At 69.8% G+C, this 16272-nt stretch carries 13 protein-coding genes; 6 read left to right on the top strand and 7 right to left on the bottom strand.

Features of this window, described 5'->3' with window-relative positions; all coding sequences use genetic code 11:
• Positions 1-32: 32 nt before the first annotated feature.
• On the top strand, positions 33-2411 hold the full coding sequence (locus KV203_RS14640; protein ID WP_066471164.1) for an ATP-dependent DNA ligase: 2379 nt from the start codon (positions 33-35) through the stop codon (positions 2409-2411).
• On the opposite strand, the gene KV203_RS14635 is transcribed toward KV203_RS14640, so the two are convergent.
• From KV203_RS14635 to metG, 4 genes are all read right to left on the bottom strand, one after another.
• A complete protein-coding gene (locus tag KV203_RS14635) occupies positions 2381-3130 on the bottom strand; it encodes a CbiQ family ECF transporter T component (RefSeq protein ID WP_066471161.1) in 750 nt (249 codons plus the stop codon). The two genes, KV203_RS14640 and KV203_RS14635, sit on opposite strands and share 31 nt — an antisense overlap.
• Complete coding sequence (locus KV203_RS14630) at positions 3127-5172, bottom strand: ABC transporter ATP-binding protein (protein ID WP_083530099.1); 2046 nt, start codon at positions 5170-5172, stop codon at positions 3127-3129. The genes KV203_RS14635 and KV203_RS14630 overlap by 4 nt, the downstream gene beginning before the upstream one ends.
• Positions 5173-5245: 73 nt before the next feature.
• Positions 5246-6031 carry a metallophosphoesterase gene (locus KV203_RS14625; protein ID WP_066471158.1) on the bottom strand — a complete coding sequence of 262 codons (786 nt, stop codon included), beginning with the start codon at positions 6029-6031 and terminating at the stop codon, positions 5246-5248.
• Between the two features lie 66 nt (positions 6032-6097).
• Positions 6098-7663, bottom strand: coding sequence for a methionine--tRNA ligase (gene metG, locus KV203_RS14620; RefSeq protein ID WP_066471155.1), 1566 nt, complete (start codon positions 7661-7663; stop codon positions 6098-6100).
• A gap of 20 nt (positions 7664-7683) precedes the next feature.
• Between metG and KV203_RS14615 the strand changes: the two genes are divergently transcribed.
• Genes KV203_RS14615 through rsmA form a run of 3 tightly spaced genes read left to right on the top strand, consistent with a single transcriptional unit; the run spans position 7684 to position 10662 of the window.
• Entirely contained in the window at positions 7684-8583 is a 900-nt protein-coding gene (locus KV203_RS14615) for a TatD family hydrolase (RefSeq protein ID WP_174522060.1), read from the top strand.
• A 50-nt stretch (positions 8584-8633) separates the two neighbouring features.
• Positions 8634-9761, top strand: a complete 1128-nt coding sequence (locus KV203_RS14610; protein ID WP_066471437.1) for a resuscitation-promoting factor — start codon at positions 8634-8636, stop codon at positions 9759-9761.
• A gap of 10 nt (positions 9762-9771) precedes the next feature.
• Entirely contained in the window at positions 9772-10662 is an 891-nt protein-coding gene (gene rsmA / locus KV203_RS14605) for a 16S rRNA (adenine(1518)-N(6)/adenine(1519)-N(6))-dimethyltransferase RsmA (RefSeq protein WP_066471153.1), read from the top strand.
• Here rsmA and KV203_RS14600 read toward each other — a convergent pair.
• Positions 10645-12828, bottom strand: a complete 2184-nt coding sequence (locus KV203_RS14600; protein ID WP_066471151.1) for a heavy metal translocating P-type ATPase — start codon at positions 12826-12828, stop codon at positions 10645-10647. The two genes, rsmA and KV203_RS14600, sit on opposite strands and share 18 nt — an antisense overlap.
• 22 nt (positions 12829-12850) lie before the next feature.
• A complete protein-coding gene (locus KV203_RS14595; RefSeq protein WP_066471150.1) occupies positions 12851-13060 on the bottom strand; it encodes a heavy-metal-associated domain-containing protein in 210 nt (69 codons plus the stop codon).
• A gap of 99 nt (positions 13061-13159) precedes the next feature.
• Between KV203_RS14595 and KV203_RS14590 the strand changes: the two genes are divergently transcribed.
• On the top strand, positions 13160-14083 hold the full coding sequence (locus KV203_RS14590; protein WP_066471149.1) for a 4-(cytidine 5'-diphospho)-2-C-methyl-D-erythritol kinase: 924 nt from the start codon (positions 13160-13162) through the stop codon (positions 14081-14083).
• Between the two features lie 4 nt (positions 14084-14087).
• A complete protein-coding gene (locus KV203_RS14585) occupies positions 14088-15881 on the top strand; it encodes an ABC-F family ATP-binding cassette domain-containing protein (protein WP_066471435.1) in 1794 nt (597 codons plus the stop codon).
• 21 nt (positions 15882-15902) lie between these two features.
• Here the strand turns inward: KV203_RS14585 and KV203_RS14580 are convergent, their stop codons facing one another.
• Complete coding sequence (locus KV203_RS14580; RefSeq protein ID WP_066471141.1) at positions 15903-16154, bottom strand: hypothetical protein; 252 nt, start codon at positions 16152-16154, stop codon at positions 15903-15905.
• Positions 16155-16272: the final 118 nt, after the last annotated feature.

The following is a 16272-nucleotide window of genomic DNA, read 5'->3' as shown; positions in this document are numbered from 1 at the left end:
CCCGGCCGAAATGTGTCGGGCAAGGTTTGTCTATGCCGACCAGTCTGACCTTCGGCGACAGCCGAGTGGAGCTGACCAACCTGGACAAGGTGCTCTACCCGCTGACCGGGACCACCAAAGCCGACGTGATCGACTACTACGTGCAGATAAGTGCGGCGATGCTACCGCATATCGCCGGTCGTCCGGTCACTCGCAAGCGGTGGCCGAACGGGGTGGATCAGCCGGCGTTCTTCGAGAAGAATCTGGCCCCACACGCCCCGACCTGGCTGGAGTGGCGGACGATCCGACACAAGGCCCGCGATACCCGCTACCCGGTGGTAACCACACCGGCCGGGCTCGCTTGGCTCGGCCAGCAGGCCGCGCTGGAGGTGCACGTGCCGCAGTGGCGTTTCGCCGGGGACGAGATCGGCTCCGCGACCCGGCTGGTCTTCGATCTCGATCCGGGGGAGGGCGCCGGACTCACCGAGTGCGCCGAGGTGGCGATCGCGGTTCGGGACATGGTGGCCGAGATCGGACTCGTCGCCTACCCGGTTACCAGCGGGAGCAAAGGGATCCACCTCTACGTGCCGCTGGATCGGCGGCTGTCCCCGGACGGCGCCTCTACGGTTGCCCGCCAGGTCGCCACAAATCTGGAGCTCCTGCATCCCACGCTGGTGACGGCGACCATGGCCAAGGCGGTGCGCACGGGGAAGGTCTTCCTGGACTGGAGCCAGAACAGCCCGGCGAAGACCACCATCGCGCCGTACTCGTTACGCGGCCGGCCGCGGCCGACGGTCGCGGCACCGCGTACCTGGGCCGAGATCGAAAATCCCGCACAGCTATCGCACCTGGAGTTCCCCGAGGTGCTGGCCCGGGTCGCGAGCGACGGCGACCTGCTCCACGCGTTGGATCCGCCGCTGTCGTCGGGCGCGGGAATTCCGGCTGGGTCCGGCCCGGACGCGCTCGCCGACTATCGCGCGAAACGCGATTCGCGTCGGACGCCGGAGCCGATACCCGCCGCCGTCCCCACCCCGGGCGCCGACGATCGGTTCGTGATCCAGGAACATCACGCCCGCCGGCTGCACTACGACCTGCGCCTGGAACGCGACGGCGTGCTGGTGTCCTGGGCGGTCCCCAAGGGGGTGCCCACGTCGGGGACCCGGAACCGGCTGGCCGTGCGGACCGAGGATCACCCGTTGGAGTACCTGACCTTCCACGGGTCGATCCCGCGCGGGGAGTACGGCGGCGGTGAGATGACGATCTGGGACACCGGCCGGTACGCGACCGAGAAGTGGCGACTCGACGCGGGGGAGGTGATCGTGACATTGCGGGGCGGGCGGGTCGACGGACGGTACGCGCTGATCCGGACGGGCGGGAAGAACTGGCTGATGCACCTGATGTCGCCTCGAAACGAGCCGGCGAAAGCCGCCGCCGATCCGAGCGCTGCCGAGGAGAACGCTGCCGACGAGAGCACTGCCGGTAGCACCGAGGCCGAGTTGCCCCGCAGCCTCGCGCCGATGCTCGCCACCGCGGGTTCGGTCGCCGAATTGCCGGCCGACGGGTGGAGCTTCGAAGCGAAATGGGACGGATACCGGTTGATCGTCGAGGTCGACCGCGGCGCGCTCACCCTGCGCAGCCGGGCCGGCAACGTGGTCACCGATCGGTACCCGGGCCTGGGCGAACTGGCAGCCGCGCTGGCCGAACATCGGGTGGTGCTCGACGGCGAGGTCGTCGTGCACGATCCGCGCGGCCGGCCCGACTTCGAGCTCTTGCAGGCCGACGGCACCCGGGCGCAGTTCCTCGCCTTCGACGTGCTGTACCTGGACGGCACGTCCCTGCTCGACAAGCGTTACCGCGACCGGCGCCGAATACTCGAGGCGCTGGCGACGGCGGTTCCGGCGCTGACCGTGCCGCCGCAGCTTACCGGGACCGGCGCGCAGGCATTGGCGGCCAGTCGCGCCGCCGGTTGGGAAGGTGTCGTCGGGAAGCGGAACGACTCGGTGTACCTGGCGGGCAAACGCAGTCCGGACTGGCTGAAACACAAGCATTGGCGCACCGCCGACGTGGTGATCGGCGGTTGGCGGCGGGGCCGGGGAGCGCGGGCCGGCACCCTCGGGGCATTGCTGGTCGGCGTGCCGGACGACGCCGGCGTCCGGTTCGTCGGTCGGGTCGGCACCGGCTTCACCGACGCGGCGCTGGCCGATCTGGCTCGACGGCTCGCCCCGCTGCGCCGCTCGACCAGCCCGTTCGTCGGTGAGCTGCCGGCCGACGATCGTTCCGATGCGGTCTGGGTGGACCCGCGGTTGGCCGGGGTGGTCCGCTTCGCCGAGTGGACCGGATCGGGTCGACTGCGCCACCCCTCGTGGCGCGGTCTGCGCGACGAGCGGGCGGCGGCGCCCGGTCAGCCGGACGACCCACCGAGCACCAGGTAAAGCCACAACTCGAACCCGGCGACGGCGATCAGGCCGGTCAGTGCCACCGCATCACGCCAGGTCGGTCCGCGGACCGCAGCGGTCAGTTGCCCGGTCCCGCCGCGCGCCGTGATCGCCTCACCCAGCTCGCCGGCGCGCCGCGTCGCCACCGCGAGTGTGGCCGTGGCCAGGTCGGCGAGCAGCGTGTTCCGGCCGGTCCGGTCGGCCCCGCGCGGTCGCAACCGGCGCGCGGCGCGCAGTAGTCGCAGTTCGTCCACCAGCAGGGGCAGCCCGCGCAGGCACAGCGCGATGGTGACCGCCCACTCGTCGACCGGCAGCCGCAACCGGCGCAGCGGCGCGGCCAATGTGGCGAACGCCGGCGCGACCTCGTTCAGCGGAGTGGTCCAGACGATCAAGAATCCCGAACCGACCAGCAGGAGGCCCAAGGCCACCAGCCGGGCGTAACTCGACACCGCGTCGAGCCCGGCCGGCAGGTAGATCAGGCCGTACCCCAGCAACACTGCCCAGAACCACCAGCGCAGCCGGGGCAATGCGGTGAGCGGAATCCGCGCCGATACGCAGATCGATACGAAACAGGCAAAGGTGATCCCGAGTACCGGCCAGATCGGGAACCAGACAAGCGGCAGACCCAGCACGACGACGCCGATCAGCTTGGTACCGGCCCACAGCCGATGCACCACGCTGGTTCCCGGCACCTGCCGGAGCAGAACGGTACTCATGAGCCGGCTCGGCCGACGGTACTCATGAGCAGCTCCGGTTCGGCGGCGATCCGGCCCGACTCCAGCCGCACCGTTCGGTTACAGATCGGGGTGAACTCGTCGATGTCGTGCGAGATGATCACCATGGTGAGCCCGCCGGCGTGGAGCCGGGCCAACAGCGCGACGATTTCGGCCCGGCCGGCCGGGTCGAGTCCGGCCAGCGGCTCGTCGAGCACGACGATCTGCGGCTGGGCGGCAAGAATTCCGGCGAGTGCGACTCGGCGGGCCTGACCGCCGGAGAGCTCGTCGATCGAACGGCCGGCCAGGGCACGATCGAGCCCCACCGCGTCGAGTGCGCGGCCGACGGCACCGGATCCCGGGTTCAACCCCCACGACGCGATCTCGGCCCCGACGGTGCGCCGCTGCAGCTGCAGCCGCGCATGCTGGAAAGCCAACGCGACTCGGCCCACCTGCCGCGCGATCGGTTTTCCGGCGAGCTGGCAGCTGCCCCGGTCGGGCGTGATCAGGCCGGCCATCACCCAGGCCAAGGTCGACTTGCCGGATCCGTTGTCGCCGATCACCAGTACCGCCTCACCGCGGCACACGCTCAGCTCGAGTCCGCGTAGCGCGGGCGCAGCCCACGGGGTGCCGGAATCGTAGGTGTAGTGCACATCGTGCAGCACGAGCAACGGCTCGCCGGTACCGCTGCTCGGCCGGGCCGGGACCGGTGGCGCTGCCGGGATCGGGAGCCACCGCGGGGGACTGTCCACGACGGTGCCGTCACGCAGATGGATCACCCGGTCGGCCGCCGCCGCGTCCGCCGCGTGATGGGTGATCAGGACCACCGTGATTCCGTGTCGGGCGGGGAGTGCGGATAGCAGCGCCACCAACTCGGCCCGGCCGCGCGGGTCCAGCATCGCGGTCGCCTCGTCGGCGATCAGCAGGGCCGGTCGACGGGCGAGTGCGGCGGCCACGGCGAGCCGCTGCAGCTGGCCGCCGGACAGCGTCGTGGTCTGACGATTCCCGAGGCCGCCGAGGCCGACCTCGGCGAGTAACCCGTCCACATCGGTATCGGTGCCGGGCGGCAGGCCCCACACCACGTCATCGGCGACCAACACCCCCAACGTCTGGCTTTCCGGTCGTTGCAGGACGACACCGGTGCCGCCGGCCTGGCCCAGCCCCGCAGCGCCGGGACGGGCGACGGTGCCGGCGGTCGGCTGGCGGCCGGCCAGCACCCGGGCCAGGGTCGACTTGCCCGACCCGTTCGAGCCGACCACCGCGAGGAATTCGCCGGTCCCCACCGTCAGGTCGACTCCGCGCAACGCCTCCACCGCACTGCCCGGATAGCGGTACCGAACTCCGGCGAGCTGGATCGGCAGCGGGTCCACCGGTCGGTCGTCGGGCGGCGCGGCCAACCGATCGACGCCGGGGAGCCAGGTCAGCCGGTCCAACACGGCACCGAGTACCGCCCAGGCCACGATCGTGGCAAGGACGAAGAACAGCGCTACCGAACAACCGATCCAGGCCCACCACCAGTGCAACAGGGTCTCGGTCAGCTCGGTGAATCGCGCCGCCGACTCGGCTCCGCCGGGCATCTTTTCGGTGATCGCGACGATCCCGGCGACGCTGTTGCGGATCGAGTCGAGCAGCAGCGTCCGGCTTTCGCTGAACAGCAACAACATGCCCACTGCGAACAGCCCGTGCGATATACCCCCGAGGATCGCGTAGCCGAGCATGGTGAGGGCGCCGCGCTGTTGCCGCCGCACGCTGCCGATGATTCCGCCCAACACTGCCGCGCTCGCCACCGTGGCTGCAGCCAGCGCGCCGGCCGCCACGTAGGCCGAGACGGCCGCGGCCACCGTGGTGGCCACGATCGTGCGGGCGCGATACCGTACGGCCACGATCCCGAACGGGACCGGCTCCAGCAGCTGCAATACCCCGGCGAACGGGACGACCGACGCGACCACGGCCAGCGCCACCACCAGACCGCCGAGCACTGCGCCGGTGGCATACTCCACCGGCCGCAGCGGTCCGGTGCCCCGCGGCTCGGCTCGGTCGGTCACCCGGTCCAGTGTGCCAGTGTCGGATCGGCACCCCGGTGCCAGTGTCGGATCGGCACCCGGTGCCAGTGCCGGATCAGGACCGCGGCGCCAGTGCCGGATCGAAGGCGTTCTCGGTGAATCGCTTCGACACGGTACGGAAATGCGTCGTGAGCCGGCCGGTGTCGTCCACGACGTGAAAGGCGAGTGCCGGTGGCGAGGTGTAATCCACCATCGGGCACTCTCGGGTTTCCCACTGCGGGGCCAGGATGGAGGCCACGCTCGGCCCGATCACCAACGGGACGCCGGCGAACACCGTGGTCGCCGGGGTATGCGCGTGCCCGCAGGCGACGCCGACCACCCGGCCGCTGCCGGCCAGCAGGTCGGCGAACTGCTCGTCGCCGACCAAGCGGATCGGATCGACCAACGGGCTGAACAGGCGAACCGGGGGGTGATGCAGGAACACCATCACCGGCCCGCTGCCGGCGGCCAACGCGTCGGCCAGCCACGCGTAGGTCTCGTCGGTGAGCGCTCCCCAGGACTGGCCCGGTACCGAGCTGTCGACCAGCAGCAAGGTCAGCTCGCCCACCTGGTGGATCTGGTTGATCGGCCCGGTGCCTTCGCTGCCGAGGAGGACTCGGCGCAACGCGTCGCGGCTGTCGTGATTGCCGGGCATCAGGTACACCGGATGGCGGCTCGGCAACAGCTGTCGGGCGAGCTCGTATTCGGCCACCGCGCCGTGATCGGCGATGTCGCCACTGACCACGACGGCATCGATCCGGCCGGGGATCGCATCGAGGTAGGCCGCGACCCGCCGGGTTCGTTCGGTGTTGCGTTCGCCGAGGTCGATATGCGTATCGCTGACCTGAGCCAAGACGATCATGTGCGCTCTCCTCGGCGGTCGCTTCCGAGCTCCAGAGTAGGCCACGCCATCGTCGTGGTACCGACATCAGGCCTGGTTGGTCGCTGCCTCGTCGACGTAGCGGGGGAAGACCGGGCTCGGCGCGGGGAGCGGCGCGCCGGGTGGGAGCAGGTTGCCGAGATCGTCGAAGGTGCGGCGATCGGTCGGTACGCCGAGCAGATCGAGGATGCGGGTGGCGGAGTCGGGCATGACCGGCTGCAGCAGCGTGCCCACCACCCGGAGCACGCTCAGGGTGAGGTACAGCACGGTCGCCATGCGGGCGGGGTCCGTTTTGCGCAGCACCCAGGGTTGCTGTCGGGAGAAGTACCGGTTGGTCTCGCCGAGCACGGACCAGATCGCTTCCAGCGCGAGATGCATCTGTTGTGCATCGAACTCGTCGCGGCATCGGGCGAGCAGACCGTGCGCGGCGGCCAGCAGTGCGTGGTCGTCGTCGGTGTATCTACCGGGCGTGGGTACCACGCCGGCGCAGTTCTTCGCGACCATCGTCAGTGACCGTTGCACCAGGTTGCCGAGTTCGTTGGCCAGGTCCGCGTTGATCCGGGTGACGATCGCGTCGTGGCTGTAGTTGCCGTCCTGGCCGTAGGAGATCTCCCGGAGCAGGAAGTACCGCACCTGGTCCAGGCCGTAGTCGTCGACGAGCGTGCGGGGGTCGACGACGTTGCCGACCGACTTCGACATCTTTTCGCCCTTGTTGTAAAGGAACCCGTGCACGAACACCCGCTCCGGCGGTTCGATCCCGGCCGACATCAGGAACGCCGGCCAGTACACGCAGTGGAAGCGGATGATGTCCTTGCCGACGATGTGCAGGTTCGCCGGCCACAACCGGCGGAATCGGTCCGACCCGGTGTCCGGGTACCCGGCACCGGTCAGGTAGTTGGTCAGCGCATCCACCCACACGTACATCACGTGGTCCGGGTCGTCCGGTACCGGAATGCCCCAGTCGAAGGTGGTCCGGGAAATCGAGAGATCCTTCAAACCGCCGGAGACGAAGCTGATCACTTCGTTGCGCCGGGTTCCGGGCGCGATGAAGTCCGGTTTGCGTTCGTACAGATCGAGCAGGCGATCCTGATAGGCCGACAGCCGGAACGTGTAGTTGGACTCTTCGGTCCAGGTCACCGGGGTGCCGGTCTCGGTCGCCACCCGGCTGCCGTCCTCGGTCAGGCTGGTTTCGTTCTCGGTGTAGAACGCCTCGTCGCGCACCGAATACCAGCCCGCGTAGGTGTCGAGATAGATATCGCCGGCGTCCTGCATCGCCTGCCAGATGGCGCTGCAGGACCGGGCGTGATCCGGATCGGTGGTGCGGATGAACCGGTCGTAGGAGATGCCGAGCTGCTCGTCGAGTCGCTGGAACACGTCGGAGTTGCGCGCGGCGTACTCGGTGACCGGGATCCCCGCCCTGCGTGCCGCTTGCTGCACCTTCTGCCCGTGCTCGTCGGTACCGGTCATGAAGAAGACGTCGTATCCGTCCAGCCGCTTGAACCGGGCTATCGCATCGGCGGAGATGTATTCGTAGGCGTGACCTACGTGCGGTGCCCCGTTCGGGTACGCGATGGCGGTCGTGAGGTAGAAGGGAGGCTTGGCTGCGTTCTCCATGGTGTCGTTACTCTATCGGCGTGGCCGAACGCTCCGCAGGCGCACGCGACCGTGCGTCCAAGCCCGCCCGACCGGCGCCGCCGGAGCCGTTGTCGCCGCTGTTCGACGCGCATACGCACCTGGACGCCTGCGGTGCCGTCGATGCGGCCGGGGTTGCCGAGATCGTGGATCGGGCGGTTGCGGTGGGTGTGGGCCAGCTGGTCACGGTCGCCGACGATCTCGACTCGGCCCGCTTCGCGGTCGCCGCAGCGCACTGGAATCCGCGGGTACTCGCGGCGACGGCGATTCACCCGACCCGCGCCGACGCCCTCGATGCGACAACCCGGGCCGAGATCGAGCGGTTGGCCGGCGATCCGCGGGTGGTGGCGGTCGGGGAGACCGGCTTGGACTACTACTGGCTGGATCGGCTCGACGGTTGCGCCGGTGTGTCCGCCCAGATCGAGGCGTTTCGTTGGCACATCGACCTGGCCAAGCGCCTCGGCAAGCCGCTGATGATCCACAACCGCGAGGCCGACCACGACGTGCTCGCAGTCCTCGCCGACGAGGGTGCGCCGGACGTGGTGATCTTCCACTGTTTCTCCTCGACCGCGCCGACCGCGCTGGCCTGCGTCGACGCCGGCTACGTGCTCAGCTTTGCCGGCACGGTGAGCTTCCGTAATGCGCAGGAGCTGCAGGAGGCCGCGAAGCTGGTGCCGGCCGACCAGCTGTTGGTCGAGACCGACGCGCCGTTTCTCACCCCACACCCGTTCCGGGGCGCCCCGAACGAGCCGTATTGCCTGCCGTACACGGTCCGGGCACTCGCTGCCGTGCGCGGCGAAGACCCGGCCGAGCTGGCCCGCGCGGTCACCGCGACCGCGCGCCGGGTCTACCGCTCGGCCGGCCCGCCACCCAGCGAAGATCCCGCTCCCGGACCGGGCTGACCGCAGCCGGGGTTGTCGCAACCAGACCGATCCGTTATCGTGCTGTGATCATGTCGGCGTTGCATCGGATCAACAGGGCGCGGTCTCCGTTGCTCTACTCCGCGGTCGCGGGAACGTTGGCGACGCTGACCGCCGGCGGTGGATTGGCCATCGCGCAACACAAGAACGTGACCGTCGAGCTGGACGGCGAGTCGATCCCGCTCAGCACGATGCGGCGGGACGTGGCCGGCGCGTTGGCCGCGGCGGGGTATGAGATGCGCAGCGGCGACGTGGTGTCCCCGGCCGCCGACGCCCACATCGCCGACGGCGACACCATCGCGCTGCGGCGGGCGCGCGAGGTCGCACTCACCGTCGACGGACGGACCCGAGCCGTGTCGACCACCGGACTCACCGTCCGAGAAGCTTTGGACCAGTTGCACATCGCGCCCGAGGTCTGGACCGACCGGCCGCGCGACGAGCAGGTTCCGCTGCAGGGCGCAGCACTCACCGTGCTGACGCCGCGATCCGTGACCGTCACCGACGGCGCGGGCACCCCGATTCAGGTGCGGGTGGCCGCACCGACCGTGGGTGATCTGCTGGCGACGCAAAACGCGCCGCTGGTGCAGGACGACAAGGTCGAGCCGGCGGCGAGCGCACCGCTCACCGACGGCCTCCAGATTGTGGTGACGCGTAACCGCGTCGAGAACAGGGTCGAGACCCTTCCGGTGGATCCGCCGGAGCAACTCATCCAGGATCCGACATTGAACATGAGCCGCCGCGTGGAGGAACATCCTGGGACGCCGGGGGTTCAGGATGTCACGTTCGCGGTCGAGTTCGTGGACGGCAAGGAGGTCGGCCGACGTCAGGTCGCGGCGACCGTCACCACTCCAGCTTTGCCCAAAGTCGTTCGGGTCGGGGCGAAACCGGGCACCGAGGTCCCGCCGGTGGCCAACGGCGCCACCTGGGATCGACTCGCGCAATGCGAGTCGACCGGCAACTGGCAGATCAATACCGGGAACGGTTTCTACGGCGGGATCCAGTTCGACCAGAACACCTGGGAACGGCAAGGCGGTCTCCGGTATGCGCCCCGTGCCGATCTCGCCACTCGCGAGGAGCAGATCGCAATCGCCGAAGTCACCCGGGCCCGGCAGGGTTGGGGCGCGTGGCCGGCCTGCACCAGCCGAATGGGCCTGCAGTAACGTCGGTCCGATGACCGGTCGCGCCGCTTTGCTGGGCCCGGCCGATATTCGTTCGCTGGCCGCCGAGCTCGGGATCAGGCCCACCAAGACCCTCGGGCAGAACTTCGTCCACGACGCGAATACGGTGCGGCGGATCGTGACGTCGGCCGACCTGTCACCGACGGATGTCGTACTCGAGGTGGGTCCCGGTCTCGGCTCGCTCACCTTGGCCCTGCTCGACGCCGCCGCGGCCGTCGTCGCTGTCGAGATCGATCCGGTGCTGGCGGCTCGGCTGCCGGCAACGGTGACCGAACGGGCGCCCGGTCGCGCCGCCGGTCTGACCGTCGTACCCGCAGACGCGCTCCGGATCGAGCAGCTGCCCAATGGGATTCAGCCCACTGCGTTGGTCGCGAATCTGCCGTACAACGTCTCGGTCCCGGTGTTGTTGCACCTGCTGGCAATGTTCCCGACGCTTCGGGTGGCATTGGTGATGGTGCAGGCCGAGGTGGCGGAACGGCTTGCTGCCGAACCCGGTTCGCGGATCTATGGGGTGCCGAGTGTGAAGGCGGGGTTCTTCGGCACGGTCCGGCGTGCCGGGTCGGTCGGTCGGTCGGTGTTCTGGCCGGTCCCGCAAGTGGAGTCCGGCCTGATCCGGATCGATCGGTACCCGACCTCGCCCTGGCCCACCGATCCGACGTTCCGTAGCCGGGTGTTCGCGGTGGTCGACGCGGCGTTCGCGCAACGGCGCAAGACGCTGCGCGCCGCGCTGACCGGCTGGGCCGGGAGCGCGGCCGCGGCCGAACGCCGGCTGATTGCCGCGGGCATCGACCCGGCCGCGCGCGGCGAGACGTTGGCTACGGCGGCGTTCGTCCGGTTGGCCGGGGGTTGGCCGGACGATCGGCGTTCATCGGAAAGTCCGTAGTCGCAGGCTGTTACCGACGACGAACAGGCTGGACATCGCCATGGCCGCCCCGGCCAGCATCGGGTTGAGCAGACCGGCCGCCGCCAGTGGGATGGCGGCGACGTTGTAGCCGAACGCCCAACCCAGATTCGCCTTGATGGTCCGCAGCACGGCGCGGGAGAGCCGGATCGCATCCGGGATCGCGTTCGGATCGGCGCGCACCAGGGTGATGTCGGCCGCCTCGATCGCTACGTCGGTGCCGCTACCCATCGCCATGCCCAGGTCGGCACCGGCCAGCGCGGCGGCGTCGTTCACCCCGTCGCCGACCATCGCGACCACTTGTCCGCGCTGCTGGAGCCGGTGGATCGCGTCCAGCTTGCCCTCCGGTAGCACGCCGGCGATCACCTTGTCGATGCCGACTCGATCGGCCACCGCGCGTGCTGCCGACGCGTTGTCGCCGGTCAGCAGCACCGGCTCGAGGCCGAGCCGGCGTAACCGGGCGACTGCGTCGATACTGGTCGGGCGCACCGTGTCGGCCACCACGAGCAGGCCGCGCACCGCGTCGTCCCAGGCCACCGCGACCACCGTGGACCCGGTCGCTTCCGCTCTCCCGCGGGCCGCGACCAGGTCGTCCGGCAGGTCGCCGAGCAGTTCCGGCCGGCCGACCGACACCGCGGTTCCGGCAACCAGCCCGTAGACGCCGCGACCGCCGTTTCCGACGAACTGCTCGACCGCGGGTATCGAGCCCTGCGTTGCCGCCGCCGCTGCGATCGCCCGCCCGATCGGATGTTCGGAACCTTGCTCGACTGCCCCCGCCCGCCGGAGCAGCTCGGCCGGGTCGACGCCGGGCGCCGGAATCGTCTCGACCAGGCTCATCTGCCCGGTGGTGAGGGTGCCGGTCTTGTCCAACACGACGGTGTCGACCTTGCGGGTGGATTCCAGCACCTCCGGTCCCCTGATCAGGATGCCGAGCTGGGCGCCCCGGCCGGTGCCGACCAGCAGCGCGGTCGGGGTAGCCAGGCCGAGGGCACACGGACAGGCGATGATCAGCACCGCCACCGCTGCGCCGAAGGCGAAGCTTGCGGAACTTCCGGCGGCGAGCCAGCAGCCCAGCGTGGCCACGGCGAGCATCATCACCACGGGAACGAACACCGCGGCCACTCGATCGGCGAGCCGTTGTACCGGCGCTTTCCCGTCCTGCGCCGCCGTCACCAGTGCCGAGATCCGCGCCAGCTGCGTGTCGGCGCCGACGCCGGTGGCCCGGACGGTGAGCGCCCCACCCCGGTTCCCGGTGCCGCCGACGACGACGTCGCCGGGGCCGACCTCGACGGGTATCGGCTCGCCGGTCAGCATGCTCGCATCGACCGCCGAGGTGCCGTCGACCACGACCCCGTCGGTGGCAATCTGTTCGCCCGGGCGGACGCGGAAGACGTCGCCGACCCGCAGCTCGGCGATCGGGAGCCGGATCTCGCTACCGTCCCGCAGCACACCGACGTCCTTGGCGCCGAGCTGCAGCAACGCGCGTAAGGCGGTTCCGGCACGCCGCTTGGCTCGGCTCTCCAGGTATCGCCCGGTCAGCACGAACACCACCACCCCGGCGGCGACCTCGAGATAGATGTTGCCGGCGGCGTCGACGTGGTCGACGGTCAGCTCGAACGCGTGGGTGGTGCCGGGCGTCCCGGCGCCACCGAAGAACAGTGCGTACACCGACCATCCGAACGCGGCCAGGGTGCCCACCGAGATCAGGGTGTCCATCGTGGCCGTGCGGTGCCGCAGGTTCTGCCAGGCGGCGCGGTGGAAGGATCGGCCGCCCCAGAGCACGACCGGGGTGGCCAGGGCGAGGGAGAGCCACTGCCAGTAGCGGAACTGCAGCGCCGGCACCATCGCCATCGCGATCACCGGGACCGTGAGTACGGCACTGACCAGCAGCCGCCGGCGCAGTCCCGTCGCATCGGTATCCGGCTCGTCCGGGGTCGCCGGTGGCCGGGTCGCCGTATAGCCGGCCGCGGTCACCGCCGCGATCAGCTGCTCGGGGGTCACCGATTCCGGATACCGCACCCGGGCGCGCTCGGTCGCGTAGTTCACCGTCGCCTCGACGCCGTCGATCCGGCTGAGCCGTTTCTCGATCCGCGCCGCGCAGGACGCGCAGGTCATGCCCTCGATGGCGAGTTCGGTCGTGGCGGTCATGGCAGCACCGACGGGGGTCGGTTCAGTGGGCCACGGCGGTGTAGCCGGCCTCGTCGACCGCGGCCAGCACCGCATCGGCGGGAATCGGCGCGGCGCTGACCACGATGAGCGAACCCGCTGTCAGATCGAGGTCGACATCGGTCACGCCGTCGAGTCCGAGCACTTCGTCGCGCACTGCAGCAATGCAGTGCGCACAGGTCATTCCGGTGACGGTGTACTCCGCGCGGACCATGGTTTCTCCCTCCGGTAGGAGCTTTACCATACCCCCACGGGGTATCCTCGGCAACCGGGAGTGTGCCTCGCGGGCTCGGAAAACGTAGGCTGCTGTCTCGTGTTGTCCGTCGTTCCGCCGCCCGTGACCGCCGGGGCACCGGCCAAGGTGAATCTGCACCTGGCCGTCGGCGACCTGCGGGCCGACGGGTTCCACGAGTTGCGCACGGTGTATCAGGCGCTCTCGCTGAGCGACCGGGTCCGGGTGCAAGCGGCGCCGGCGCTGACCGTGACGGTACGTGGTGAAGGCGCTGCCCAGGTGCCGACCGACCGCAACAACCTGGTGTGGAAGGCGGCGACCCGGCTCGCGCATAAGGCCGGGATGACGCCGTCGGTCGAGATCGCGATCGAGAAGGCTGTTCCGGTCGCCGGTGGTTTGGCCGGTGGCAGCGCGGACGCCGCGGCGACCCTGGTTGCACTGGATGCGTTCTGGCGCCTCGACAGCAGCCGTGCCGACCTGGTGGCGATCGCCGCCGAGTTGGGTAGCGATGTGCCGTTCGCGCTGCATGGTGGCACCGCGTACGGCACCGGACGGGGCGAGAACCTGCTCCCGGTGTTGGCGCGGGACACTTTTCATTGGGTGCTGGCGCTGGCCCGGGACGGATTGAGCACGCCGCGGGTGTTCGACGAGCTGGATCGGCTGCGGGCACACGCCGCGCCGCCCCGGTGCGGCGATGCCGAAGAGCTGCTGCAGGCATTGGCGGCGGGCGACCCGGCGCGACTCGCCCCGTTGCTCGGCAACGACCTGCAAGCGGCGGCGGTGTCGCTGCAGCCCGAGCTGCGGCGCACGCTGCGCGCCGGGGTGGATGCCGGCGCACTGGCCGGGGTGGTGTCCGGTTCCGGCCCGACCTGTGCCTTTCTCTGTGCCGATCACGACTCGGCGATCGAGGTCAGCGCCGAGCTGTCCGGTGCCGGCGTCTGCCGCGGTGTCCGGCTGGCGACGTCGCCGGCACCCGGCGCCCGAGTCGTCGCCGATGCCGGCTGATCGGATGGCTCATCTACTCGGCGCCGAGGCCCTGCACCTGGAGTATCCAACCCGCGTGGTGTTCGACTCGGTGACAGTCGGGGTCGAGGAAGGCGATCGGATCGGGATCGTCGGCCGCAACGGAGACGGCAAGTCCTCGCTGCTGGCGATGCTCGGTGGCCTGATCGAGCCGCAAGCCGGGCGGGTGACGAGGCGCGGCGGTGTCCGGTTCGGGATGCTGTCGCAGAGTGATGACCTCGACCCGGCGGCGACGGTGGGCTACGCGATCGTCGGGGACCGTCCCGAGCACGAGTGGGCTGGTGACGCTCAGGTTCGCGACGTGATCGGCGGGCTCGTGTCCGACGTGCCCTGGGACGCGGTGATCGGGTCGCTCAGCGGAGGGCAGCGACGCAGGGTTGCGCTGGCCGTGCTGCTCATCGGCGAGTGGGACGTGATCGCGTTGGACGAGCCGACGAACCACCTGGACGTCGAGGGCATCACCTGGCTGGCGGAGCATGTGAAGAACCGCTGGGCGAAGAACTCCGGGGCGCTGCTCGTCATCACTCACGACCGCTGGTTCCTCGATGAGGTCTGCACCGAGACCTGGGAGGTCCACGACGGGATCGTGGAGCCGTTCGAGGGTGGCTATGCCGCCTATGTCCTCCAACGGGTCGAACGGGACCGGATGGCGGCGGCGACCGAAGCAAAGCGGCAGAACCTCATGCGTAAGGAGCTGGCCTGGTTGCGGCGAGGTGCCCCAGCCCGTACGAGCAAGCCCAAGTTCCGCATCGAGGTCGCCAACCAGCTCATCGAGGACGTGCCGCCGGTGCGGAACCCGATCGAGCTGCAACGGCTCGCGGTGGCACGACTGGGCAAGGACGTGATCGACCTCGAAGACGCGAGCGTGCGCTACGGCGACCGCGCGGTTCTGCGCGATGTGACCTGGCGAATCGCTCCCGGCGAGCGAACCGGGATTCTCGGTGCCAACGGCAGCGGCAAGTCCACGCTGTTGGGCTTGATCGCCGGCACTGTGCAGGCGGCTACCGGGCGGGTCAAGCGCGGCAGGACAGTACGGCTCGGGACGCTGGATCAGCAGTTCTCACAGCTCGCGGACATCAGCGGCGACCGTGTGCGAGAGGTGCTGGGGCGCACCAAGACGACGTTCACGATCGACGGCAAGGACCTGACGCCCGCGCAACTGCTGGAACGACTCGGCTTCGCCCGGGAACACCTCTCCAGCCGTGTCGGAGAGCTGTCGGGCGGGCAGAAGCGGCGGCTCCAACTGCTGCTCTTGCTGTTGAGCGAACCTAATCTCATCGCTCTGGATGAACCTACCAATGATGTGGACTCCGACATGCTGGCCGCGATGGAGGACTTGCTGGACTCGTGGCCGGGAACGCTGATCGTCGTGTCCCACGACCGCTATCTCCTGGAACGTGTCACCGACCAGCAGTACGCGATCCTCGACGGGCGGCTGCGACACCTGCCCGGCGGGGTGGACGAGTACCTGCGGCTGCGCGCAGCCGACCATGCCGGCGCGCCGCCGCCCGCCGCCGCACGCGCCGCAGAACCGGCGGGGACGGTCAGCGCACGCCGGTCCGGCGCCGAGGAGCGTTCCGCGCGAAAGGAATTGGTGGCAACCGAACGACGTTTGGCGCGGCTGGCCGAGCGGATCGACACGCTGCACCAGCAGCTGGCCGGGCACGAGCAGAGCGACTACACCGGGTTGGCGCAGCTGACCGACGAGCTGCGCGGGGTCGAGGCCGAACAGGGCGCGCTCGAGGAGCGCTGGTTCGAGCTGTCCGAACTGCTCGACTGAGTTCCCGGTCGACGTCGGTGCTCAGCCTGCGTCCGGTGGCTGTGCCAGGTTGGCGCGTAGGAAGGCCACCGCAGCGCGGGTCTGCCCGGCGAACTGGTACACCAGGTCCGGCCGATCCTGGCGCAACGCGGTGAGCATTCGGCACCACGGGCAGCCGGTGCAGCGGTGGGTGTCCTCATCGGTGACCTCGTCGAGAAAAGGTTCGACCTTGTCGAGCATGGCCGCCGCCAGGCTGCGCAACTCACGAATCGTGTTGTCGTAGTCGTTCGGCATCCGGCTGACCCCTTACCCTTCCGTCGCTGCGCTGTAGTCGAGCATATGGAACGGGGTGGCCGGGCAAGGGAAATCGATGATTGCGGTCCGATTGCGCGTATTGCGCGCAATCATATTC

The organism is Skermania piniformis (genome assembly GCF_019285775.1).
Lineage (GTDB): Bacteria > Actinomycetota > Actinomycetes > Mycobacteriales > Mycobacteriaceae > Skermania > Skermania pinensis.
This window is presented reverse-complemented; position numbering and strand designations above follow the sequence as displayed.